Genomic DNA, 23,902 nt, shown 5'->3' on the forward strand with positions numbered 1-23,902 from the left:
GACTATGCTGGCCTCGGCACATCCGCACCGAAATAGCGCACTGTTTTATTCCGTCCAACAAGATCCCGATCCGGCGCCGAGCCGCTATGATGTGCCGTGCCGGCCAGCCTTCGAGAGAACACTTCGCTGAAGCTCAGGGCGATGATGAGCAGTCCGGATGCCGGACCGTAGTTCAAGACCGTGATCGTGAACATGTTGACCACGAAGAGCAGGGTCAGCTTGTAGACATCTGTCGCGGCGAACGTGGCGCGGAACACAAGCACCATGAACGCGACAAATGGCAGCCCAAACATCAGGTACGTGCCGATGTAGAAATTATCGACCGGCACCCAATAGGACGCCAAGGGCGAAAAAAGCTGCTGCGGGTAGTTAAAGCACCCGGCTCCACAGCCCGTTATCAGTCCGAGTGGCATAAGCTGGCTCAGATACACGAACGGCAATTGCCAGCTATTGTTGATGCGGTCCAGGATGCTGAACATCGTCGTATGCGGGACTGCAACTGTGCCGGATGCGATCAAAATCATAAGAAACGGGACCAGGATTGCGGCGAACGACCACAAAGCAATGCCACGAACTGCTGCAAAGCGTGAGGCCTCAGGTAGTATCCGGACGACGAGCAGAAGCAGCAGATAAAAGGCGAGAACAATCAGGGTGGTTTTACTGGTCGTCAGGACAACCGCGTAGATGGCAATAGATCCAAATGCCAAATTCCAGATCGTGCTCTTGCGAATGGATGTGATTGCGAACGATACCAGGATAAAGAACGCAGCCATTGTATTGTCGGCCGCAAAACCCATGAGGCGCTGGTCGTCTGCGCCATAGGCCCACCACAAGCGGCCCGCTTCTCGAACTGCCCCAAAGGACTCGTATTTGAATCCAACCCAAGGCATGACGTAGAACTTCGTCAGAAGCACTCCGATTACCGAAAGATAAAATGTCGCAGCGATGAGGGATAGCAACCTGCGGTACGAGCCGAGGCTCGCATCGCAGAAGCAGAAGCCCACAAAAACTGGCAGCATCATCTTGAATGACGACATTGCAGCGTTGCTGGTTCCCAGCATAAAATAGCCGAGCACGATTGACAGCATTATCTGGAGCAGCACCACGAACGCCAGGACGCTGCGCTTTCGCACGATGAACTGCACGATGAACTGAACCAGACAAACGAGAGCGACCACGTCAGGAATGTACCACAGCGCATCCAGATGCATGATGCTCGTGTAGTATCGCATCACGCCACCAAAAGCGTCGCGTATGAGGTAGACCCCCAGCGCGATGGCTTCGATGCTGACGCTAATGAGCGTGATCTGTTGACGGTGAATGCTGGGATGCATGGCGTTTTCAGTTCAATGGCCGCGCCGACGGCGCCGCCGAGCTGCCCACCCTCGAACGTCTCTCAGTCATGTTCCGGACCAGTTTGCCGCCCGGAATTTCGACATGCAGATACGTGAAGTGCGATACAACCAGCACTGCAGCCAGTGAGATGCAGAGATTAAGCGTTGCCGGCAGCCCGGGACTGATCGCATCAAATGCCGCAATCCGGGCCGGCCCGAGCGCTCGTACGAAGTACTCGGCAAACAGCACAACTATCGAATGGACCATATAGATAGAGTACGATCTACGTCCTAGCCAAACCAGCGGTGTGGCCATGAGCATGCGCGGCACAAGCACAGCGTTCGGGAATGCAAGCAAGCTTCCGAGAAACGCAGCAAAGGTGAATGGTGACAGGAAACTCGCCAGCGGATAGGCCTCCACCACGGAAACCAGGACCACGCTCGCGATCATAGTGACGAGCTGAATTCCCGCTTGGACCTTGGAATGCACGCCGGCTGGCAAGCGCTCCACGACCATGACCGTGAAAACGCCGACGAAGAAGCTGACAAAACAGCGCAAAATCCCGAAGTCAGCCTGAAGCCCGAGGCTCGGCTTATCGAGCACGAATATGATGACTAACAGGCTTCCGAGGCCCAGAAGCCCTGCACAAGCATATAAATAACTCAGCGAAGTCATTCGTTGCGCGAACAACACGACCAAGCCAAACACAAGGTAGGTGTAGAACTCGACACTAATGCTCCAGCTTGGGGCATTCCAGCTCAGGTAATCTATGAACCCCATTGATTGCAGAAGGAAAATGTTCAGGACGAACGAGTAGAAATTGTTGACTTCAAAGGTAGCCGGCGCCGCGATGACGAGTCCCGTCGCGACCAGCCCAATGCGTAAAAAGCGGAACAGAAGGCCAGCCAGCAGCGTAACAAGATGTAAAGGGTAGACCCGGGCAAATCGCCTCAGCATGAACTCGCGAAGGGAGAATCGCCCGAAGTCGCCCCGGATGTAGCTCAGCGACATCACGATACCACTGAGGACAAAAAACAAGTCGACGAGAAGCCAAGCGCTCCGGAAGAATGACCAGTTGATCCATGCGTTGTGCGGGAAAAGCGCAAGAAAGGTCGGCATCAACAGCAGATGATGAATAACAACGGATACCGCTGCGATGCCCCTGATGCTGTCGAGCGCTAGAACATGCGCCTTCTCACGATGAACGAACTCAGCCACGTCGTTGTCCCGCTGCTTGCGCCGCACCGTCCATCGGGTCGCGGGCGCTTTCAATTCTCTCTGCGACGTGACTTGGAGCACGTGACTACCGGCAAGAAGGTTCGTCGCTCACGTCGTCCCTACGGGCCACTTACGCGCTAAGCCACACTATGATCGCGCGCGTTTGCGGGCAAAGTGTGCGCAAAATTCGGCGATGTTGCGGTGCGAGGCAAAACGCCTTTTCTGACGCGGTGTGCGAGCGCTTGGTGGCACGCACCGCATTTGATCTCGGCGATTCGTTCCAATCTAAATTGCAAGATTCATGAGCAAACGCTGCCAGGTACATAGGCGGAGTGGTGTGGTTCCGTACATTGCGATGAACGATGACGCTCTCGCGAGTCGGCATTGAACGCAACTTTTGCGTCGCACAAAAATTGACACAGTTCCTTGCGAAATTGACTGGGCGGGTCGCAGGACAAACGACAAAGGTAACGGATGAACTGGAGAACAACGCGTCATCGCGCCAAGTCAACAACACTACGCGCCGTCTGCCTCGCATCTGTTGTGATGACGTTGAGCCTTGATTCCTGCCTCGCTCAGTGCATCGCGTTCTCCGATCGCGCTCCCCAAATAGAATTGGACGCATTCGTGAAGTCCCCCGCCTCGCTGCTGCAGAAGCTTCGCAATGAGAAAAACAAGCTGAGTGATCGCCTCGCCGCCTATATCGTGACCGATCCTTCGGTGTTGCCCTCTGTGCAGACACTTATCTCCGAGGCGCCTTCGACCGATCGTACGGCGATCGGAGGAGCACTACGAGCTGCCGAAGCGCGATGCACGCTCACAAAGCCAGACGTCGCGCGCAAAATCAGGAATTTCACTCAAAGGCTGGGCGATCTCGCGGTGCAGGGCGGATATTCGGCAGCGAGCTCAGACGATACCGTCACGCGGCTTCCGTCGCGAGACGACCAGCCCGGGCGACCCGCTCGCGGTGGCGAGCTGTTGGAAGGCGAAGGGAAGACCAAGCTGGTGGACCCGTTCGAGCCCGTCCTGCTTCCGCGTTGATCCGCCCTCTTGAGCAAGTAGATTATTGATGTATCAGCCCCGAGAACACTTTCAGTCAGGTAAAAGGTTCGGCCTGGAGTTTGGCGGGACAGTCCTCAGCTTCGACCGTGTGGGCGACGTTCTTCGCCGCCAATGGCCTGTCATAGCAGCTGCGGTTGGCGCCTCGCTCGCCCTCGTTATTGTCTACTTGGTGTCGGCGAAACCGATGTATACGGCGAACGCTCGCATCATGATGGATACACGACAAACTCAGGTGCTCGACAAAGAAAACGGCACGAACAGCGCCCTTATCGATCCGGGCTTTGTCGATAGCCAGGTCGAAATCATAAACTCTGACGATCTCATTCTGTCGATCGTTCGCCGCTTACGTTTGACCGCCGATCCGGAGTTCGACGGATCCAACCCAGGACTGCTTTCCGCCGTCACCGGCAGAGTCATGGGCCTTTTCGGCCGCGGTGAGCCGCCTTCACAGGAGCGCCTTGAACGCGCCGTGGTGGAATCCATCCAGGGCAACCTTAGAGTTGAACGGCTTCTAACCACCTACGTGCTGTCGCTCAGTTATCGCGCCCATAGCCCGGACAAAGCGGCCAAAATCGCGAATGCCATCGCTGACGCTTACCTCGTGGGCGCATTGGAGGCCAAGTATCAATCTACCAAGCGAGCGACCGAATGGCTCCAGCAACGCAGCGTTGAGCTGAGCGAGCAGGCAACGGCCAGCGACCGCGCAGTGCAAGCCTTCAAAGCGGAGCACAACATCGTTGGGACCAGCCGTGGGTTGATGTCGGAGCAACAGCTATCGGACCTCAATACTCAATTGGTGCAAGCGCGGGGGGCAACCGCCGAAGCGAAGGCCCGCCTCGACCGGATCGGCGCAATTTCCGACCAGGACGTCGCCCAATCGACGGTTACGGACGCCCTCAATAACCCGGTCATTACGCGCCTGCGCGCCCAGTATCTCGACTTGGCGGCCCAATATGCCGATTGGTCAAGGCGTTATGGCAGGACCCATCTTGCGGCGGTCAACCTCGCGAACAAGATGGACGAACTACGCAAGAATATTGCCGATGAAGTTCATCGCATCGGCGACGCCTATCGCAGCGACTACGAGATCGCGAAAAGTCGAGAGGCGTCTCTCGAGACAAGTATGAAAGAGCTCGTCGCCCAAGCGGGCAACAAGGGCCAGGCGGAAGTCAAGCTCCGTGACCTTGAAAGCGCAGCGGATACCTATCGCAATCTTTACAACAATTTCCTGGAAAAGCTGCAAAGCGCTACTCAGAATCAGAGCTTCCCGCTCAGCGATGCCCGCCTGATCAGTACGGCAACGAAGCCTGATCGTAAAAGTTCGCCGCGGTCGGTTCTGGCCTTAGTAGGTGGCTTGGTCGGCGGGCTGTGTCTCGGTTTAGGGACCGCTTTTGCCCGCGAGTTTCTCAACGATGTGCTGCGAACGCCCGCGGAGGCGGAGGACGAACTCGGAGTGAAGTGCCTCGGCGTGCTTCCGGATATTCGCCCAGCGGAGACGAAGAGACGCGGATTGCTCGGAGCTTCGGCCAAGGGCAGCGTGCCTGGAGTGTCCCGATATGTGGTCGATCATCCGTTCTCGCGGTTCGCGGAAACGCTGCGCAACGTCAAGGTCTCAATCGACGTCGCGCGCATGACTCGCGAGACCAAGGTGATCGGCATCGTGTCGTCGCTGCCAAAGGAGGGGAAAACGACGGTTGCTGCCAATTTCGCCCAGCTGATCGCCATGACGGGGCACCGCACCATCCTGATCGACGGCGATTTGCATACGCGCTCACTTACGCGTGAGCTTTCACCTGAGACCAACAGCGGGCTGGTCGAAGCTCTCAACGATCCAACCGCTTTCGGCCATCACGTGCAACGGAGCAAGGAGACGGGCCTCGATTTCCTGCCCTCCGTCGTTGCTTCACGCATGGTCAACTCGGCAGACCTCATCGCGTCGAAGGCGATGGCCGATCTGCTCGCAGTCCTCCGAGAACAGTACGAATATATCATCATCGACCTCGCGCCGGTGATGCCGGTGGCGGATTCCAAGGCATTCAGCGTGCTCATCGACGCCATGGTTTATGTCATCGAATGGGGATCAACCACGCGCGCTGCCGTCCAGGAGTCCGTCTCGGGATCGGAAGTGCTGCAGAAGAAGCTGATCGGTTCCGTTCTCAATCGCGCAGACCCCAAGATGCTCGGGCGCATCGAGGCGTATAAGGGTAAGCACCGCAACAGTTACTACGTCGAACAAGCTTGACCGAAGCCGCCGCTGGGGGATCCGCCTGACGTTGGCACGCGGACGTCGTCATACCGGAATGGCCTTGCCACAATGAGAGCGCGGCGGCTTCGTCGCCCCTGTAGCTCAGTCGCCTAAAGTGACATCATTCAATGTGGACGGCCCGCAGCCGCGCAGTTTTGTGCAAAGCATCAGAACACTTGACCCTATTCCACCCCTGCACAGCTTCCCCTAAGAGACAGCGACTGAAGGATCGCCTGCGCCACGCAGCGGACGCCCGTATTCGTCCGGAATCCACAAACCGGGCTCGTTGCCCTAAGCCCCAACCGCCGCGGCCGACAAGTAGGGCGCTCGCCGGTTCCAATCAAAACGCCCGCTGATCCCCTTTGGTCTCCACTACCGGGACCCAGCGGCACCTTTCCTTTCGAGTTCCCTCAGGCTATCGTGGGCTCATTTTCTTGGTGTTTTTCGGCAGGTTCGAATGCTGGTCGTCCTCATCGTTTTGAGCGTTTGGGTTCTTCTCAACATCCTTTTCGTGTTGATCGTGGTTCCCCCTCGCAAGCCGCGGCGCCAGTCCAGCCCGGTTGCAACGACACTATCTCCTGCTCCCATTGACAGAACTGGGGGACAATTCGAGCAGGATGAGGTTTTTTCGCTTCGCCAACTCATGGCTTCAGTCGCGATGGGAGCTTTTTTCGTCCTGGTGCCGCCGCTGCTTGCGCTGCGTGACGCGCTCGTACGCTTCTTCAGGAACGCGCCAAAGGCCTAAAAGTGGCGGCCTCTCGGGCTGCCGGAGCGCGCCTAATCAGATCAGCCCTTCATGCCAATGAGAATAGGCGACAGTTCCGCCTCAAGCCGAGCCGTTGTGATCGCGCCGTATCATGCCAAAGTCGGCCCGCTACCAACCTGCGGGCCCCCTGTTGCTCAATAGGCTTCTTGGAACATGACGGCCGAGGCTGTCCGCGCCATGATCTTAAGATCGAGCCAGATGCTCCAATTACTGACGTACCACACGTCGTATTCAACTCTTTTTTCCATCAAGTCGATCGTTGGCGTCTCTCCCCGAAAGCCGTTGACCTGCGCCCAACCTGTTAGGCCCGGCTTCATGTGATGGCGGTAGACGTACTTGCTAATCAGGTCATCATAGTAGTTGTCATGAGCCAGTGCATGTGGGCGCGGGCCGACCAGAGACATATCGCCGCGCAGGACGTTCCAGAGCTGAGGCAGCTCATCAATGCTGGTCGAGCGAAGGAACCGCCCAACCTTGGTGACCCGCGCATCCCCCTTAGTTGCCTGGAGGACGGTCTGGCCATTCTCGCTGACCGTCATAGTCCTAAACTTCCAAATTTCGAAAACCTTCCCGTTAAAACCGCGTCTGGATTGGCGGAAAATTGCGGTACCAGGGGAACCAAGCTTGATCAACGCGGCGACGGTCAACAGCAACGGCGTGAGTATAACCAGCGCGAAGGATGCCACCCCTACGTCCAGACAGCGCTTCTGCAGACGCTCAAACACACTCAGCGGAGGCCGCTGGATCTCGACGGCCACGGTACCGCTGACGGGCAGGAATGGGCGCGAAACAAGGTCCGCGATCGAATCGTCTGGCAGAAGGCGGACCGGTTGGGGCACCGCCCGCAGATAGGGTCCTATCTTTCGGACCATGGGCAATTCGTTCCAATCGATTGCAAGCAGATATTCATCGACATCGGCAGCACGCGAATGCCGGATGACATCGCGGATCTGACGCTCCCACTGGCCATCACCGTTCTCATCCCCGAGTACGAAGTGACGTATGACATCGAATCCATTCCTGCGGAGATCCTTGAAGCGCCGTGAGGTGAAGTCGAGCGGCTTCAAGCTCAACAGAATGACCTTGCGATCGACCAAACGGCTTCTGGCGTAATTTGTCCCAAGCACAACTGGCCAGAGAAAACGCAGACTGATCAGTCCGGCGCCGCCGACGGCGGCGAAAACAATCACTGTCCCGCGAGACAAATTGTCGGTCGACTTCAGCAGAAATGCGGCGACCGCGAGAATCGTCAGCGACGTCAACCAGATGAAAACGGCCTTACGGAGCTGCCAGACGACATTCAGCAGACGGTGCGTAGCATAGACGTCCTGGAAATAGGCAAGCGCCACGAACACCGTGCCCACGATCAACCCTGCACCCATTGATGCGCCATCGCCCGTGGAGGCAATCGCCAAGCTATAGAGAGCGGCCCCGGCGCCATAACTGAGCAAGATCAACAAGAAATCAGCAGCAATGATGACAATCTGGAATGGCCTCTGAAGAGCCGTGACGCGCGTCGACAGCGGACCAGCGTTTTCAGAACCGTAAGTTGCAACAGCCATTCGAACCTCTGCTATCAAGAGTGCTGACGCTGATCCGTGATGCTGAAGATCCGCCAATTCCCAGGCAGGCAACCTGTTAACTGATCACAGCGATATTGTGGCGTTGCACGCAAAACTTTTGCGACGCGCAGACGATCGCGGTTTGTTGAGCAGATCGCCGCGCGCTGAAGATTGCATCGCGCGCATCATGCTGGCGCTTCTGCCCTATTTTGAATCAAGTTCCACGTCGAGCACTGATCCTCTGCTCTTGCAGAGCTTTGGTTTTGATTTGAAGCCCAAGTTCGTGACTCTAAGGTTGGCAGCAAGGAGGAGCGAGAACCCTTCGGACTTGCCACTTACAGCTGTATGGGCTGACGTTGCACGAGTAGCTTCGCGGCGTGTGCTTCAATTCAATATGCAGATGCCTGATTGCTCGTCGCGCCGCTATAAGATAAGCGAGGGGACTGTTTCTTTCAGGCAATCGGCCGCTGAGAACGAAGTTACTCCTTTGATGGCGTCCGGGCTGCGCCTTCGATGTTATCCGCGACAGATCGAGTGCGCCTGCCATGACCTTTCTTGCCCGATCACACCCGCCAATTCACAAGCCGAAACTACCGGACGGCGTCCGCATTTACGCCATCTCGGATGTTCATGGCTGCTCACATTTGCTGCAACAAATGCTACGGGTGATTGATGCCGACCTTGCTCAAAGTCGGCCGCACCATGCAATTGAGGTGTTTATGGGGGACTATATCGACCGCGGCCCCGATCCGCGATCGACGCTCGACATCCTGATCGAACGAGGCCGGCGGGGAAATACTGTCTTCCTAAAGGGCAATCACGAAGCGTTTCTGATGAGGCTTTTAGAAGATCCCTCGGCGCTCGCAGGTTGGCTTGACGTCGGAGGCGCGCAAACCTTGATGTCCTACGGACTTGCGCCTCCGGATCTGAAGCGGGACGAGCCAGCATCGATATTGCGTGACCTGATTCAGGCAATGCCCATCGAACATTTGAAGTTTCTGGAAAATTTACGGCTGAGCTTTACGTGCGGAGATTTCTTCTTCGTTCATGCCGGGGTGCGTCCCGGCATTCCCTTGGCAGCGCAGACCGAACGAGATTTGCTGTGGATTCGCGAAGAATTCCTGCGCAGTGAAAAACAATTCGGGAAGTACATTGTGCATGGGCATACGCCCGTTCGTCGGGCGGAACTCCTGACAAATCGTGCCAACATCGATACGGGCGCCTATGCGACGGGCAATTTGACGTTAATGAGCATTCAGGGCAGCCGGATGCTCGCGGTGTAGTCGCGGCAGGCCGCCATGCATCGGCGGCTGACGGAGCCTTGGCCTTTTAAAAAGCTGTCTGGTTCGTGAGTGATCGTGCCAGCGTTGCTCGGCCAGCGGCAAATAATTATCCCGGAACGATGGACCTGTCGCCCAAGCTCGAGTTGACTGGCCGTTTCCATGCGTACCCGTTCGAAAATGCAGACATGTACGCGGGCTTTCGAGCGAAAGACGCGGAGCGAAGTTGGCAGACGTCATGCAAAGGCTTGCCGCCTCTTCGAACGCGCTCGGAACGGTTCCCGCCCTTTGTCGGGTCAAATCAGGATCATGAAGATGTCATCGTCTATTAGTTTTATGCGCCGTTATTCCGAGAAATCCAGGCTTCGAACAACCTGGCAGGACAGCCTGAGAATTTTTTAAAAATTTGGCGTCGGACTTAAGCCCTTTTTAGGCCACGGATATTAAGAGTGGTGGCGTTTCGATGGAGAAAGATCTCTTGACGATGCTGGCCCTCGGTACATTTCTGATTGGAATGATCATCGGAATTAGATTTCGATTCGTCATACTCTTGCCCCTTATACTCGCTGCCTCCGTTGTCTTGGCTGCGGCCGCGATGCTGAAGGGCGAAACTGCCGGACATACGGCACTTGAGATCGTCCTGACGGCCTGCCTGCTCCAGCTCGGGTACGTCTTAACGGCTCTGATTGTCCCTTCCGTTTTCGATGGCGAAGTGATCTCGTGCGGCGACCGCAATACGCTGCCCTGTCCAGGTGACGACGCGATTGATAACGGATTGAGCCGTTTAGGTGATGCACCGTAGCTCGTTGGAACGCCTTGGCGTGTCAGGTCACATCTATCGGACCGACTGTCAGTCTCGCCCGAAGAAATCTTGATCAGTGCACGTAAAAGCGTCGGCTATGCGGCCTATAAAAAGGCAATCTCAATCGTTCGTACCTGACGAAGTTGCTGCGGCAATCTCGGTCCGCTTTCAGGATCACAAAAGCAGCCAACGAATAGAGGCCGCAGGAGCGAGGTTCATGCGATCAATTTATCTCGTCCATTAGGAAAACAATAGGCGATATTCGGCGACGCCGGTGGGGCGGAGAGAAGACGATTTCATCGCCTGTTCTCCGAGGTTCCACGGTTTCTCGAAAGAGCGGCTTGGCCGGCCCTTATGAAGTAGCCCCGATCCAGCCACTCTCCCGCTGCTCCGCAAAATTGCGGGTGACGTCAGGTTCGTCCGTCGGGACCGTTGTCAGAGCGCCCACGGTCAGCTTGCAACCGAATGGCAATGTCCGGGCTTGCCCGGCGCTTTATCAATGCCGATTAGTCGGTGTCGGCCACTCTTGCGCGCCTCTCGGCCGAATTGATCCATTGGAGCGGCAGTCGAACACGGCCACGCGCATGAGCTGCCGCTTGCGAGTGGTTAAACGATAGAGGCCGAGGAGGAGAACAAGCTGCTCCGAGAGTAATCCAACCGATTCGGATCATCGTAACGTTCGTGGTGCACCTCAAGACCTTCGGGTAAGGCGACACCAATCACTCGCAATCCTTGGCAGCGTCAGATCATAAAAGTCCGCCAGCTTTATGAGCCGGCAGGAGTCTGACTGAGATTGTTGGCGGTCGGCGGGCACCGATCGCGAGATCGCACTTTAGTACTTCCGCTTTGTCACGAAAAGCGCCGCTGCAGACCTCGGCTCCCAAGGCGGAGATGTCCTGTCTTGAGCCCCGCGGTTAATGCTGCCGCGGTGGTCTCCTTCGTAATGTCAAAGCGCATCTCGCTGGCAGCGACGTGAAGGCGGCGCAAAGCGATCCGCGTCAGCGTCACGGCGCCGGCCGATCCAGTGTCGCGACCAGGTGAGGCCCTGCCATCCGCGGCACCGGCAGCCCGTCGGCGTCAAAATGCCGGCCTCCACATGCGGGGCAGCCGGCGAGGCAGATTACCAGGGCTAACGACGTCTCGACGCACTTTTAGACATGCTCGGCATGGCTGGCTTCGGTTGCGACTATCATTGCCGGCAAGGCTAGGCCGGGCGCCGCAGCGTTAGCCGGCGGTTTGCTGCACCGGGGGAGTGGACGGACCACGCCCACCTAGTCCAAAATGCGGGGCATGGAAGACGACTACTACTTTGTTTGGGTCCTCGACCATTCGGGCAATGCCTGCCCTCAAATCTGGGCGGGGAATCAATTTGACCGGTCGGATTGGCAACTCAACCGAGTTATCAGCAAGCGCCTGCTAAATGCCGCGGAGCGCACCTTGTCGCTCGGCCACCTCGCCACGCTGTACCCGGCACCTTGAAGGGAGCCAAACTGATAGCCCTGAGGAGTGGACGCCCGACAAACCGCGGCTTATTCTTGTGGTGCCGATCGAGGAACATCGACATGAAGCGACTCGCCACGGCTGCCCTGTTCGTTGCGCTCTTGCCAACCAGCGCCCCCGCGATCGCGGTCGAGCTTGCACGAAAATGCGATGCTGCCCTTGCGAATGCCTTTCCGGCCCGCATTCCGGGCAATCCCGCAACAGGTAGCGCAAGAGGCTCAGGGCGTGAGGAGATAGCATTCTATAAACAGTGCGTCGCAAATGCCGGCAATCCATCTTCGAAACCTAGCGTGTCCAAATAAGCCCAGGGGCTGATACGCGAAAGGCGATGGTCCACTCCGTTGAGAGCAGAACGCGTTCCCTTGTAAGAAGCGGGTGGCCCCGTGAATTGGTTATCGCTGTTAAGCTTTACCGGTCAGGTTAACCCCCGCTAACGTTTGGCCGCGGGCGGTCAATTCGGTATGACTTCGAAGAGAGGAATATCCGAATGACCGATAGAACCGCGGATCGATCCGCATATCCTCAAGAGCGCCGCAAGTCGTTCGATCTCGCTTTCCCACTTTCCTTCGCCACCGTAGCCCTCCTGGGCACAGCTGCTTGGTTGGGGACGATTGGGTGGATCGCTTGGGAGCCGGTTATCTTCGTGCTCGCCTGCATCTTTGATTGACGCAGTTGAGCGAGCATGAGCGAATTCGAAGGCTTATCCGATCAATTCATTCTGCGGATGCACGAGTTCATCCGCCAAGAGGTGCAAGCCGATGCACTCGCTGGCACGCGTTTCGTCGGCTTACCAGCAAAGCGGCGCGCGGAAGCTCTCTTCCGCGAGATCGAGCGACGTGGCCTGATCTGCACGCCAATTCACTGGGGTCAGCATCTTTAGCCTGGAGCGGACAAATGCGCATCGACATCGGACCCGGGAGGACGATCTAAACTGATCGTTCCTGGGTGCGAGGCGTCCCGACCGACTTGAGTGCTCGCTCTTGACCGCGGATCGCAGACGTCAATTCGCGAGCGCCTGCGAAGCATGCTCACGAACAGGAGAATGCCTGGGCCTCCCTCCGAAACTGACATGCTTGCCCTAAACGGGTGTACCTCCGACCTCTAGGGAATACGTCAGGCCGACCTCTTGCCGGATGCATCACGCCCGCCGATCAGAGAACGGTCAACTTGCCTCAATTTCCTTCGATCGCCAACCACACCGAGTAGCATCCTTCTCGTCCACTCGGCCGAGCCGAAGACGGCGGTCAGCCAGGCCACCGCGAGACGTGCGGCGGCGATCCCGTGGACGCGGTGCGCGCGCGCATTGCGTTCAGAATGCCGAGGGCCTCCTGCAGAAAGAAACGAATTGCTTGTTTCGCCACGCCGGGTGCTCGCCGCCGGCGCGAGCCGGGCGTCCTGCAGCGTATCGCCGGTCTCCGAAGGCGAGGCTTCGACGGGACGTCCCAGCTCGGCCGGGTGCAGCTAGAAGTCTTCGAGGGATACGTCGAGCGCGTGCGCGAAGAGCTCGCCGCCAGGGAGCGCGCGGCGCACGCCGCCAGGCTCTGCGCACGGGCCATGCTGCGGCTGCAACGCCGTAGCCGACGGTGTAGGATTCTTCAAGTAAGTGTAAAAATCTTGAACGGAGAGAGCTGAGGTGTAAAAATCGTCGAGAACAAGAAGTCGCGCAAGTGGCAACGGGCGCGTCAGAGCGGCTTCGTATCCTAACCTTGTCACCTCACGCGATCGTTGTGCAGGTCGCTCCGGCAGAAGGCGATTAGGTTTAAAATGCCGGGAGCGAACGCTGAACTGTAAATCAACTGGCGCGACCTTCGGCGGGCGTCTTCGGCGACGGGTCCAGCAGCGTATTAGACCGCGCGTATCTCACGGCGCCAGCGGAAACTCGACCCTGCAGCGAAGGCCAGCAGGAATTTTGTTGTCCGGATTTGACAGAAGCAGCCGGATTCCAAACGTACCGCTGCGGGCGTCGATGAGCGGGTCGATCACTTCGACCTTTGCAACATATCGGCCACCGACCGGCTCTTCGCCTGTAACTGCCGCTTCCATCCCGATCTTGATGGTCCCGTACAGCGCGATGGGTACAAAGACCTCGACATTGAGCGGATTGATCTGGGCGATCGTCATGATGGGCGCCTGATCGTAGGCAAATTCTCCGCCCAGAAGATTTCGCTCGGCCACGACACCGTCGATGGGGCTTCTGACCGAGCGCAACTTCAAGACCTCTTCCGCCCTAACCACTTCGAGCTGCGATATGCGGAGGTTGGCCTGTGCCTCTCGAAGATCCTGGCTGGCAACACCGAAATCGGATTCGATCTCGTCCAGGGCCGCGGCCGATGCGGCGCCCTTCGCCATCAGGCTCGTGGTTCGTTCGCGTTTCTTCGTCAAGAAGGTCAGCCGGGCCTCCCGCGCCTTCACGGTCGCATCGCTCTCCGCCTTGGCCTTGGCGAGTTCAAGCTGGGCTTGGTCCACGGCCGACTCGAGCCGCGCAACGACCTGGTCCTTGCTGACCACATCGCCACGGTCGGCGAGGACTTCCTTCAAAACCCCGGAGACAGGCGTCGCGAGCTTGATCTTCAGGCGAGGCTCCAAAATGCAATCAAAAGTCCTTGTTTGAGCATCCGCACAATCCAACATTGCAATCAATAAAAGTACGGCCGTGGAAGCCACGTAAGGCGAGACCCAAAACGGGACGGAATTGATCCTGGGCAATTGTTTCACCTCGATCTTACCTCGTAACCGCATGGGAACATTGCGTTCTCCGACACAAGGCCCGATACTGGACACATATAGAAACAAGATTTTCCGACAGCTTATTATCAGCAGGCGCGCGGTGCCAACTCCAGAACAGGTCATCGAATTGCAGGGTGAGTCAACGCCCCATTCGAGGCCGGATGCCGGCCCTTGGACGGTGCTGGCGACCGCCCGCGATGCCTCCGAGTTCTGCCAGGCCTGGCTTCGCCTGCAATGCGAACAGGTGGCAGGCGCCACCGCCGCCCTCCTTCTTCTCGACGATGGCGAGGGCCATTTCTCCAGCGTCGCCGGCTGGCCCGATGCCCACCAGGACCTGTCCTTTCTCGCCGCAACCGCGCAACAGGCGTTGAGCCGGAAGTCCAGCTTCATCGATCAAACGGCACCGCCCGGCGCGATGCAGATCGGCCAGCCCATCGGCAGCCACGGACGGCTGATGGGTGTCGTGGTCGTCGCGCTGAACCGGCCGACGGCGGACATCCCCGTGGTGATCCGGCAATTACGCTGGGGCATCGGATGGCTGGAGCTGTTGTTCGTCCGACAGCAGAGCACACATGATTCGACCAAGCTCGCCCGCACCGGTTTTGCGCTCGGTATCCTTTCGGAGGCGCAGCAGCATTCGGCGTTCCGCGCCTCCGCGCTGTCGATCGCCAACGAGCTCGCGAGCCGGCTCGATTGCACGAATGTCAGCGTTGGCTTCCTGAACGGCAAGAGCATCAAACTCATCGCAATGTCGCATGCCGCAGTGTTCAGCGAACAGAGCCAGATCGTTTCGACGATCGAGAATGCGATGGAAGAGGCCGCAGACCAAAACGCCTCGGTGGCATTTCCCGTCACGCCGAGCACCGAACGCCGCATCGCGCTCGCTCATGAAGATCTCGCCAAGCGGCTCGGAGGCTCGGCTGTCGTCTCCGTGCTGATGACCAATGGCTTACGATCGGCCGGCGTCATTCTTCTGGAACGCGACCGCAGCAAGGCGTTCGACGACGCCACGATCGAAACGCTCGAGGCCGTCGCCGCGCTGGTGGGACCCGGCCTCGAAACCAAGTCAGAGACGAATAAGTTCATCGCCGGCCGGGCCGTGACGGCGATCGAATCGAGCGCGCGAGCGTTGCTCGGCCCGGGACGTCCCGCAATCAAGCTCGGCGCCATCGCGATCCTGGCTTTGCTCGGGACCATGGCATTCGCGAAGGGTGAATTCCGCATCACCGCCAAGGCCGTGGTCGAAGGCGCCATCCAGCGCTCCATCGTGGCGCCTTTCGACGGCTATGTCGCGAGCGCTCCCGTTCGTGCCGGCGATATCGTCGAGCCGGACCAGATGATGGCCACGCTCGACGATCGCGAACTCAAGCTGGAGGCTGCGCGCTGGAAGAGCGAACGCGACCAGCAGACGCTTAAATACAGCGATGCGATGTCGAAGCACGATAGGTCTGTCGCGCTCGTCGTCTCCGCTTCGCTGGAACAAACCGCAGCACAGCTCTCACTTGTCGAGGACAAGCTTGCGCGAGCAGCGATTACCGCGCCTTTCCGTGGCGTCGTCGTCTCGGGCGATTTGCGCCAGTTGATCGGATCTCCGGTCGAGAAGGGCAAGGTGCTCTTCGAGATCGCTCCGCTCGAATCGTTCAGGGTGATCCTCCAGGTTGACGAGCGCGATATCGCCTTCCTCTCGGAAGGCCAGCAGGGAACGCTGGTCCTCACCGGCCTTTCCAGCGACGCAGTCCCCTTCAATGTCAAGGTTATCACCCCCGTCGCGACGGCATCCGAGGGCCACAACCAATTTCGAGTGGAAGCAGCCGTGCAAGGGGTCGCACCATTGCTGAGGCCAGGCATGGAGGGTATCGGCAAGATCTCAATCGACCGCCGCTCCCTGCTCGCGATCTGGACGCGCTCGCTGATCGACTGGATCCACATCACAGCCTGGAAATGGCTGCCGTAACGCCATGAGAGAGAATTTCCTCGACGCATCCTGGCACCGCGTCGGCGCGTTGAAGCCGAAACTGCGGGGCCATGTTCGCGTGCATCGCCATCGCTACGGCAACTCCTCCTGGTACGTCGTCGAAGACAGCGCCTCAGGCCGGACACACCGTTTCACGCCCGAGGTCTACCTTTTCGTCGGTCTGATGAATGGCCAACGCACCCTGGACGACATCTGGCGCCAGGCCGTGAGCCAGTTGCAGGACGACGCGCCGACGCAAGGCGAAGTTATCAGCCTGTTGGCGCAATTGAACGGCGCGGACCTTCTACAGACCGATATCGCGCCAAACGCCAACGAGATGCTGGCGCGATACACGAAGTACGAGAAGACCAAGCGCAAGGGGAGCTTCGGCAATCCGCTGGCGATGCGGCTCCCGGTCTGGATCCCAGATCGCTTCCTGGAAAAGACGCTTCCCGTCGTTCGCTACGTCTTCACCCGCGCGGGTGCACTGATCTGGCTGACGACCGTGCTGTTCGCCCTCGTCCTCATCGGAATCCACTGGAACGAGATGGCGGACGGCGTATCCGATCGCCTCCTCGCATCCGAGAGCTTGTTGCTCACCGCAATGGTCTTCCCCGTGTTGAAATTTTTCCACGAGCTGGGTCATGCCTACGCGACCAAGGTCGGCGGCGGCGAGGTCCACGAACTCGGCCTGATGTTGCTGGTATTCGCACCGGTGCCCTACGTCGATGCATCGGCCTCGATCGCGTTCCGCAGCAAATGGCGACGGGCGCTGGTGGGCGCGGCCGGGATGTTGACGGAAGTCTTTGTTGCCGCACTCGCCATGCTGCTGTGGACGTTGGTCGAGCCGGGCCTGGTCCGGTCTCTGCTGTTTCAGACTGTACTCATTGCCGGCGTGTCGACGTTGCTCTTCAACGTCAACCCGCTGCTGCGCTTCGACGGCTATTACATCCTGTCCGACCTGATCGAAATCCCGAACCTCGGCGCCCGGTCGACGCAGTACTGGTCATGGCTGGTCGACCGGTTTGCATACGGCCTCCATGATCCCCCTCCGTCGGGTGCGGCGCGCGAGCGGTACTGGTTTCTTGCCTATGCTCCCCTCGCCCTCGCCTATCGATTAATGATGCTGTTCAGCATTTCGATCTTCGTGGCTGCACACTATTTCGTCGTCGGCGCGCTCATCGCGATCTGGGGCATCACGCTCGGGCTGGGCCTCCCCATCTACAAAGGCCTCAGATACGTCCTCACCGGTGCGCGACTCGAAAAGCGCCGACTGCGCGCAGCATCGATCAGCCTCGTGGGCGCCACCCTTCTGTTTGGCGCCCTGTTCCTGGCACCGTTCCCGCTCTATAGCGTATCGGAAGGCGTCGTTTGGCTTCCTGAGGAAAGCTACATTCGGGCAGCCGACAGCGGGTTCATCAGCAAGGTGCTGGCGGACTCGGGCACCCGCGTGCATGCCGGCGATGTTCTCGTCGAAGCCGATGAGCCTGAGCTGAACGCAAGAATGCAGGTGCTGCAGTCCGAGATCGATGGATTAAGGCGGCGGTTGGCCTCCGAGCAATTCACGGATCGCAATCAAGCGGAGATTACGCGCCAGGAAATTTCTCTGAAGCAAACCAATCTAGACCGCGCATCGGAACGCAAGGACGCGCTGAAAATCCGCAGCAGCGTAGATGGAGTCTTCCTGTCGCCGGCCTCCGAGGATCTTCCCGGCCGCTACGCCAAGCGCGGCGATGTTCTCGGCTACGTGATATTCTCGCAGTCGCGGACTGCCCGCATCGTGGTGCCACAAGACGACATCGATCTCGTACGGAACAAGGTTGAGAAAATGGACGTGCGTCTGGCGAACGCCCCGTCGGTAAGCTACCAGAGCAAGATCGTCCGCGAAGTCCCCGCGGCATCCGATCGCCTCCCGAGCCGCGCGCTCGCCGAAGCGGGAGGTGGACGCTTCATCGTCGATCCGCGCGACAGCAACCAGCTCAAGACGCTGGCCCGCACCTTCCAGTTCGACCTCGAACTGCCGCCCCAAGCCGCCAAGGCCAATTTCGGCAGTCACGTGCTGGTGCGCTTCGACCATGGATTTGAGCCGCTCGCCACGCAATGGTATCGCCGGTTGAGGCAGCTCTTCCTGTCGCGATTTGAAGCCTGATGGCCAGGCCGCCGGGCAAAAACGAGGCGTGGCGATCCAGAAGTCCGTATCCGGAACGCGGCGACGTCAAGATCGCGCCCGTCGATTTCGCTCTGACCAGGGCTTTCGGTGGCCTGGTATCGCGGTTTGAGAATTACGCGGGCAAGCTCGCGTCGCGGGTCAGGCAGGCGGACGAATGTGCTTCGCTCTTTACCGGCCTCAGCGACGAGGAGCTTGCGGCGGAGGCCAGGCAGTTGCGTGGCCCGCTGCTGCGCCACGGTTTCCGGCCCGATCTGGTCGCGCGCAGCTTTGCGCTGGTGCGCGAGGCGACGTTTCGCGTGCTGGGGATTCGGCACCATGCCGTCCAGCTCCAAGGGGCTTGGGCGATGATCGACGGCCGCTTCGCCGAAATGGCGACCGGAGAAGGCAAGACGCTGACGGCCCTGCCCACCGCGATCACCGCAGCGCTATCGGGACGCCCCGTGCATGTCATCACCGTCAACGACTATCTGGCGGCGCGTGACGCCGAAGAGCTCGAGCCGATCTATCGCGCGCTGGGCCTGACGGTCGGGGTCATTCAGCACGACGACGAGCCGGAAGATCGTCGATCAGCTTATGCCTGCGACGTGACCTACGGCGTCAACAAGGAGATCGCGTTCGATTATCTGCGCGACGGGCTGAAGCTTGGTGACCGTCGCAGTCATGCCAGCAGGATGACTGGTAAGCTGAGCGGCGTCGATATGCCGCCGCTTCTGCTGCGCGGCCTCCATTTCGCGATCGTCGACGAAGCCGACAGCATCCTGATCGACGAAGCGCGTACACCGCTGATCATCGCCGGCGCCGAAGGCAATCCGCTGCCCAACGAGGTGTTCGCGCAGGCGCTGGGCTTTGCCAACCAACTCAAGCCCCAATCGGACTTCCTGCTATCCAGCAATACGCAGAACGTCGAGATGACCACGGCCGGTTCGGAGACGCTGAAGAAGCTCAGTCACGGCTTGAGCGGGGTCTGGGAAGCGCGCAGGGCGCGCGACGAACTGGTCAACTATGCACTCGCTGCCCTGCACCATTACAAGATCGACCAGCACTATGTCGTTGTCGACGGCAAGGTCGAGATCATTGACGAATTCACGGGCCGTATTGCCGAAGGACGCTCCTGGCAGCACGGTTTGCACCAGCTGATTGAGACGAAGGAGAAATGCGAGGTCACCGTGCGCCACCAGACGCAGTCCAGCATTACATATCAGCGGTTCTTCCGGCGCTATCTCCATCTCTGTGGCATGTCCGGAACGATCTCGGAAGTCGCAGGAGAACTCCACGCAGTTTACGGCGTTTCCGTCGTGCGCATACCGACCCATCGGCCGAGCCGTCGCACCTCGCGCGGCACACGGATGTTCCGCACCTCCGAACAGAAATGGTCGGCCGTCGTCGACACCGTTCGTGACCACCGTCGTGAAGGACGCCCGACCCTGATCGGCACACGTGCGATCGAGACATCGATCGTGTTGTCGAAGCTGCTCGATGCGGCCGGCATCGATCATGTCGTTCTCAACGCACATCACGATCGCGAGGAGGCGGACATCGTGGCCGAGGCCGGGCATGCAGGCCGGGTCACCGTCGCAACGAACATGGCCGGCCGCGGTACCGACATCAAGCTCGGTGATGGCGTGGAAACCAAGGGTGGCCTGCACGTCGTTCTGACGGAATTCCACGAGTCGGCGCGGATCGACCGCCAGCTGATCGGTCGCGGCGGCCGCCAAGGCCAGCCCGGCACTTACGAGGTCATCGCGGCGCTGGACGACGAGTTACCGAGCGTCTTCGCGCCAACGCTCGCGAGTATGTTCGATCGCATGTTGACCGATAAGGGAACGACGGTTCCCGCGGCGCTCGCCCGCATCCTGCAACTCTACGCTCAGGACCGGGCACAACGCCTTCAGTACCGGATCCGGCAACAGACCCTGCGACTGCAGGACCAGCGCGACACTATGCTCGCATTTGCAAGGCCGGATTGACGCAGCGGACCACTCGCCGGTTACTTGATCTCCCCGTGCCGTGCCTCGTGATCATGCACGAGCTTCGTCATCAGATCGAGCAGGCGCTTGGCTGCGCCCGGGCTCAAGATAATGCGGTGGTGCAGCTGGATCTCGCGCGGGTGGGGACCCAAATCCCAATCCTGGTTCACACCAAAGGACAACACGACCTCTTCGCGGGTGCTGTTTCCGCTGACGACGTTGCAATAGGAGCTCTTCAGCGAGGAAGTATCGACCTTGATGCCCTGCTGCGCAGCGGCCGTTGCACCACCGTCTTTCGCCAGCTGGCCTGCGGAATTTGCCGTGTCTTTCTCATTGGGCATGATTGCAGTCTTTCTTCTACTCTCCGGATAACCCGCATCACGGGATCGAAATGCGAGACCCCGCCGGGCCGGTATTGTTCAGAGACGCCGTGGGGATACGAACCTTGCTCGCGGCCGTTCCGGCTGCAGGCCAGAATGGCTTTGCTTGCAACAGATGGTCGGCCGCAGAACGCGTGCCTTCCGACGCCTCGTCGATAGCCTCCTGGATCGCAATCCGGATCGGCTTTTGCGCGGCACGACGATTGCTCCCAACAGGAGGCGGAGCGGCAGCTTGTTGGCCGAGCGTGTCCATTGAAATTCTCACGCGACCTTCCTGAGTTGCGGACCGGCCGATAGACGGCGGATGATCAGGCACGTCGGAGCCGCAGTCGGCCGCATCGAGGCTGAGCGGCAGGCTGTCGAGGCGAATCCGCACCGGCTCGCTCTCGGTCGCAGTCTCTCCGTTGACGTCAACCGCCACCAATGTGAGTTCACCATCCATGGTGGCATCGAGATAGCGGACGGAGAGCGATGCAAGGTCGACGGTCCCGCCGGGCAACTCCTCGTCCGAGGTCACCGAGATGCGGACCATCGCGGTGCCATCGTTCGGCATGCACGACAGCATGACCCTTGCCGCTTCCGGCAGATCCGTACCAGGCTCGACACCGATCACACTTAGACGTTCGGCGTCGTAGCTGAGCTTGAATACGACCGATTTGACGCCACCCGCGCTGGTGAACGACACGCCCAGGCTTCTCTCCTTCGGCAGCCCACGGCGCGCACGCGCGCGAAGGGTCGCTCCCTGGGACAGCATCAACGGCGCGGCCACCAGGGCCGCGACATTGTCGATCGTTCGAGCCCGGTCATCGTGGACATGAGTGCCTGCCGGATCGGCGGACGAGGGCTGCGGGGCGGCTTCACCCCGCTTGGAACGCGAGCCGTCGGACGATTTGCCGGGTTGCTGGTCGACGCCTTGTTCGGTCGGCGCATCCGTCAGCGGCGCACCGTCCTTGCGGTTGAGACTATCAGCACCGGCTGACGGTTTCGGAGACAGCGTGCCGTAGCTCTTCGAGTCCAGCAACTGCAACTGATGCTGCATATCATGGAGGCTAAAGGGCGAGGCGCCGTGCATCCAGGGCGTGAACGACGGAGGTATCGGGCAGTAATTAACATCTTCATCCGGCTCGGGAAGCGGATCCAGGCTCTTGGTGTTGACGGCGCCGCCCTGGTGCGGGAGCCAGCCGCTATAGGCCACGAATGTGAGATACTGCAGCCCCTGCATCGGCGGCAGCAAGTCCACATCGATCGTATGCCCCTTGATCTCGGGGAATTTCGGGGAATCGAGCTTGAAGTCATAGGGTGGGAACGGCTGCTGCGGCTCTTGCCGTACCCCGACCCCGACCAAGGTGATCGAAACCGTCTGGGTCGCCTTCCCGCCACGGCCGTCATCGACGGTGACGTCGTAGAGCTGGACCAGCCTTTCGCCGTCGCGGAGGTCCGGGCCCTGATTGCCGGCGCGATAGGTCCATTGGACTGATCCCTGCCCGCCGCCATTGGCGTCAGAGACCATGACCGCTTCCAAGCTCCCGAAATAGCTCTTCGCCCCGCGACCTTGCGGCTGGACACTGACGACATGCTTGTCGCTGAGATCGATGTCAACGAAGGCAAGCGTCCCAGATGCCAGTCCCTCGCCGCGATGATCGTCATCGACCGTGACGTCGGCACTGTGCTTGCCGCCGGTGATCACGGGAGCATCGTTCGTTCCAGAGATCGTGACCGTGACAGTCTCAAGCGCTTGTCCGCCGTGACCGTCGTCGATCGTCACTGTGTATTTCTGGACCAGCGTCTGCCCGGCAGAGAGATGATCGAGGGCGCTGTCGGGAACCAGGAAGGTCCAATCAACCGCTCCACCGCCTGCATTCTGCTTGCCGGGGGTAAGCCCGAACAGACCGACATAGCTGGCGCCCTGTGCAGCAAACGAGACCGCGTGCATATCGCCGATATCGGCATCGGTGAAACCGATCGTTCCCGATCCGCTCTCGATGCGACTGACATGCGCATCCTCGATCAGCAGCGCGGCTTGCGGGCCCGACGTGATGAAAGGAGTCTCGTTCTCGCCGATGATCGTGATCGTCACCGTAGCGGTTGACGAAGCGCCTGCGGCGTCCTTGACCACGTAGTCGAACGTATCGGTGGTCGTTTCACCGAGCTTCAAGCCGATGAAAGCTCCGTTCGGATCGTAGGTGAAGGTGCCATCGCCGTTGTTGACGACCTTGCCCTTCGTCGCGCCGGTATCGACCGCGAAGCTGTGCTTGTCGCCGAGGTCCGGGTCTGTGTACGAAGCCGCGATCGTCTTCGACGGGCCGTGCTCTTGAACATCGGCCGTGACGTCCTTGGCGATCGGGGCATCGTTCTCGCCGATGACGGTGATTGTCGCGGTCGCGGTCGATGAGGCACCAGAGCCATCGGTCACGGTATAGCTGAACTTGTCCTGTACGGTGTCTCCGGCCTTTAGGCCGACGAAGACACCGTTCGGATCATAGCTGAAGGTACCGTCGCCATTGCTGACGACCTTGCCCTTCGTCCCGGTGGTATCGATTGCGAAGCTGTGCGCGTCGCCAAGGTCCGCGTCGGTGTACGCCGCCGTCACCGTCTTCGACGGACCGTGCTCCTGCACGTCGGCCGTGACATCCTTCGCCACCGGGGCGTCGTTCTCGCCCTTGATGGTGATCGTCACGATTGCGCTCGACGAAGCACCGGAGCCGTCGGTCACGGTGTACTTGAACGTATCCTGTGCGGCCTCTCCGGCCTTCAGGCCGATGAAGACGCCATTCGGATCGTAGCTGAACGTGCCGTCGCCGTTGCTGACGACTTTGCCCTTAGTCCCGGCGGTGTCGATCGCAAAGCTGTGCGTGTCGCCGACATCTGGATCGGTATAAGACGCCGTTACCGTCTTTGCGGGACCATGCTCCTGCACATCGGCCGTGACGTCCT

At 59.4% G+C, this 23,902-nt stretch carries 17 protein-coding genes; 11 read left to right on the top strand and 6 right to left on the bottom strand.

Going from position 1 to position 23,902, the window contains the following annotated elements:
• Window positions 1-2 precede the first annotated feature (2 nt).
• Both IVB47_RS28930 and IVB47_RS28935 read right to left on the bottom strand, forming a co-directional pair.
• Window positions 3-1,334 (bottom strand): hypothetical protein, encoded by a 1,332-nt coding sequence (locus tag IVB47_RS28930; protein WP_247466412.1) that lies wholly within the window; start codon window positions 1,332-1,334, stop codon window positions 3-5.
• 7 nt (window positions 1,335-1,341) lie between these two features.
• Window positions 1,342-2,553, bottom strand: coding sequence for an acyltransferase (locus tag IVB47_RS28935; RefSeq protein ID WP_247466415.1), 1,212 nt, complete (start codon window positions 2,551-2,553; stop codon window positions 1,342-1,344).
• Window positions 2,554-3,180: 627 nt separating this feature from the next.
• Between IVB47_RS28935 and IVB47_RS28940 the strand changes: the two genes are divergently transcribed.
• The 3 genes from IVB47_RS28940 to IVB47_RS28950 all read left to right on the top strand — a co-directional run bounded on the left by IVB47_RS28940 (window position 3,181) and on the right by IVB47_RS28950 (window position 6,605).
• On the top strand, window positions 3,181-3,594 hold the full coding sequence (locus IVB47_RS28940) for a hypothetical protein (protein ID WP_247466418.1): 414 nt from the start codon (window positions 3,181-3,183) through the stop codon (window positions 3,592-3,594).
• Between the two features lie 28 nt (window positions 3,595-3,622).
• A complete protein-coding gene (locus IVB47_RS28945) occupies window positions 3,623-5,857 on the top strand; it encodes an AAA family ATPase (RefSeq protein WP_247466421.1) in 2,235 nt (744 codons plus the stop codon).
• Window positions 5,858-6,317: 460 nt separating this feature from the next.
• The gene (locus IVB47_RS28950; RefSeq protein ID WP_247466423.1) at window positions 6,318-6,605 is read left to right on the top strand and encodes a hypothetical protein; all 288 of its coding nucleotides are present in this window, start codon (window positions 6,318-6,320) and stop codon (window positions 6,603-6,605) included.
• Between the two features lie 155 nt (window positions 6,606-6,760).
• Here the strand turns inward: IVB47_RS28950 and IVB47_RS28955 are convergent, their stop codons facing one another.
• A complete protein-coding gene (locus IVB47_RS28955; RefSeq protein WP_247466426.1) occupies window positions 6,761-8,188 on the bottom strand; it encodes an undecaprenyl-phosphate glucose phosphotransferase in 1,428 nt (475 codons plus the stop codon).
• 545 nt (window positions 8,189-8,733) lie between these two features.
• Here IVB47_RS28955 and IVB47_RS28960 point away from each other — a divergent pair.
• The 5 genes from IVB47_RS28960 (at window position 8,734) to IVB47_RS28980 (ending at window position 12,650) form a co-directional block, all read left to right on the top strand.
• Complete coding sequence (locus IVB47_RS28960) at window positions 8,734-9,471, top strand: metallophosphoesterase (RefSeq protein WP_247466429.1); 738 nt, start codon at window positions 8,734-8,736, stop codon at window positions 9,469-9,471.
• A 460-nt stretch (window positions 9,472-9,931) separates the two neighbouring features.
• On the top strand, window positions 9,932-10,270 hold the full coding sequence (locus tag IVB47_RS28965) for a hypothetical protein (protein WP_247466432.1): 339 nt from the start codon (window positions 9,932-9,934) through the stop codon (window positions 10,268-10,270).
• A gap of 1,290 nt (window positions 10,271-11,560) precedes the next feature.
• Window positions 11,561-11,749, top strand: a complete 189-nt coding sequence (locus IVB47_RS28970; RefSeq protein WP_247466434.1) for a hypothetical protein — start codon at window positions 11,561-11,563, stop codon at window positions 11,747-11,749.
• A 508-nt stretch (window positions 11,750-12,257) separates the two neighbouring features.
• Window positions 12,258-12,437, top strand: coding sequence for a hypothetical protein (locus IVB47_RS28975; RefSeq protein WP_247466437.1), 180 nt, complete (start codon window positions 12,258-12,260; stop codon window positions 12,435-12,437).
• 15 nt (window positions 12,438-12,452) lie between these two features.
• Entirely contained in the window at window positions 12,453-12,650 is a 198-nt protein-coding gene (locus IVB47_RS28980; protein ID WP_247466440.1) for a hypothetical protein, read from the top strand.
• A gap of 980 nt (window positions 12,651-13,630) precedes the next feature.
• On the opposite strand, the gene IVB47_RS28985 is transcribed toward IVB47_RS28980, so the two are convergent.
• Window positions 13,631-14,485 (bottom strand): efflux RND transporter periplasmic adaptor subunit, encoded by an 855-nt coding sequence (locus IVB47_RS28985; RefSeq protein ID WP_247466443.1) that lies wholly within the window; start codon window positions 14,483-14,485, stop codon window positions 13,631-13,633.
• A 112-nt stretch (window positions 14,486-14,597) separates the two neighbouring features.
• Between IVB47_RS28985 and IVB47_RS35590 the strand changes: the two genes are divergently transcribed.
• From IVB47_RS35590 to IVB47_RS29000, 3 genes are read left to right on the top strand one after another with little or no spacing between them, the layout of a single operon-like run.
• Window positions 14,598-16,451 carry an HlyD family efflux transporter periplasmic adaptor subunit gene (locus IVB47_RS35590; protein ID WP_247466446.1) on the top strand — a complete coding sequence of 618 codons (1,854 nt, stop codon included), beginning with the start codon at window positions 14,598-14,600 and terminating at the stop codon, window positions 16,449-16,451.
• 49 nt (window positions 16,452-16,500) lie between these two features.
• Window positions 16,501-18,600: a peptidase M50 gene (locus tag IVB47_RS28995; RefSeq protein WP_247466451.1), complete on the top strand. Its 2,100-nt coding sequence runs from the start codon at window positions 16,501-16,503 to the stop codon at window positions 18,598-18,600.
• Window positions 18,600-20,588, top strand: coding sequence for a prepilin peptidase (locus IVB47_RS29000; protein WP_247466453.1), 1,989 nt, complete (start codon window positions 18,600-18,602; stop codon window positions 20,586-20,588). The genes IVB47_RS28995 and IVB47_RS29000 overlap by 1 nt, the downstream gene beginning before the upstream one ends.
• A 20-nt stretch (window positions 20,589-20,608) precedes the next feature.
• Here the strand turns inward: IVB47_RS29000 and IVB47_RS29005 are convergent, their stop codons facing one another.
• Together IVB47_RS29005 and IVB47_RS29010 are read right to left on the bottom strand one after the other, a co-directional pair.
• A complete protein-coding gene (locus IVB47_RS29005) occupies window positions 20,609-20,929 on the bottom strand; it encodes a DUF3467 domain-containing protein (RefSeq protein ID WP_247466455.1) in 321 nt (106 codons plus the stop codon).
• Between the two features lie 37 nt (window positions 20,930-20,966).
• On the bottom strand, window positions 20,967-23,885 hold the full coding sequence (locus IVB47_RS29010; protein WP_247466635.1) for a tandem-95 repeat protein: 2,919 nt from the start codon (window positions 23,883-23,885) through the stop codon (window positions 20,967-20,969).
• Window positions 23,886-23,902: the final 17 nt, after the last annotated feature.

Source organism: Bradyrhizobium sp. 62 (genome assembly GCF_023073035.1).
Taxonomy (GTDB): Bacteria; Pseudomonadota; Alphaproteobacteria; order Rhizobiales; family Xanthobacteraceae; genus Bradyrhizobium.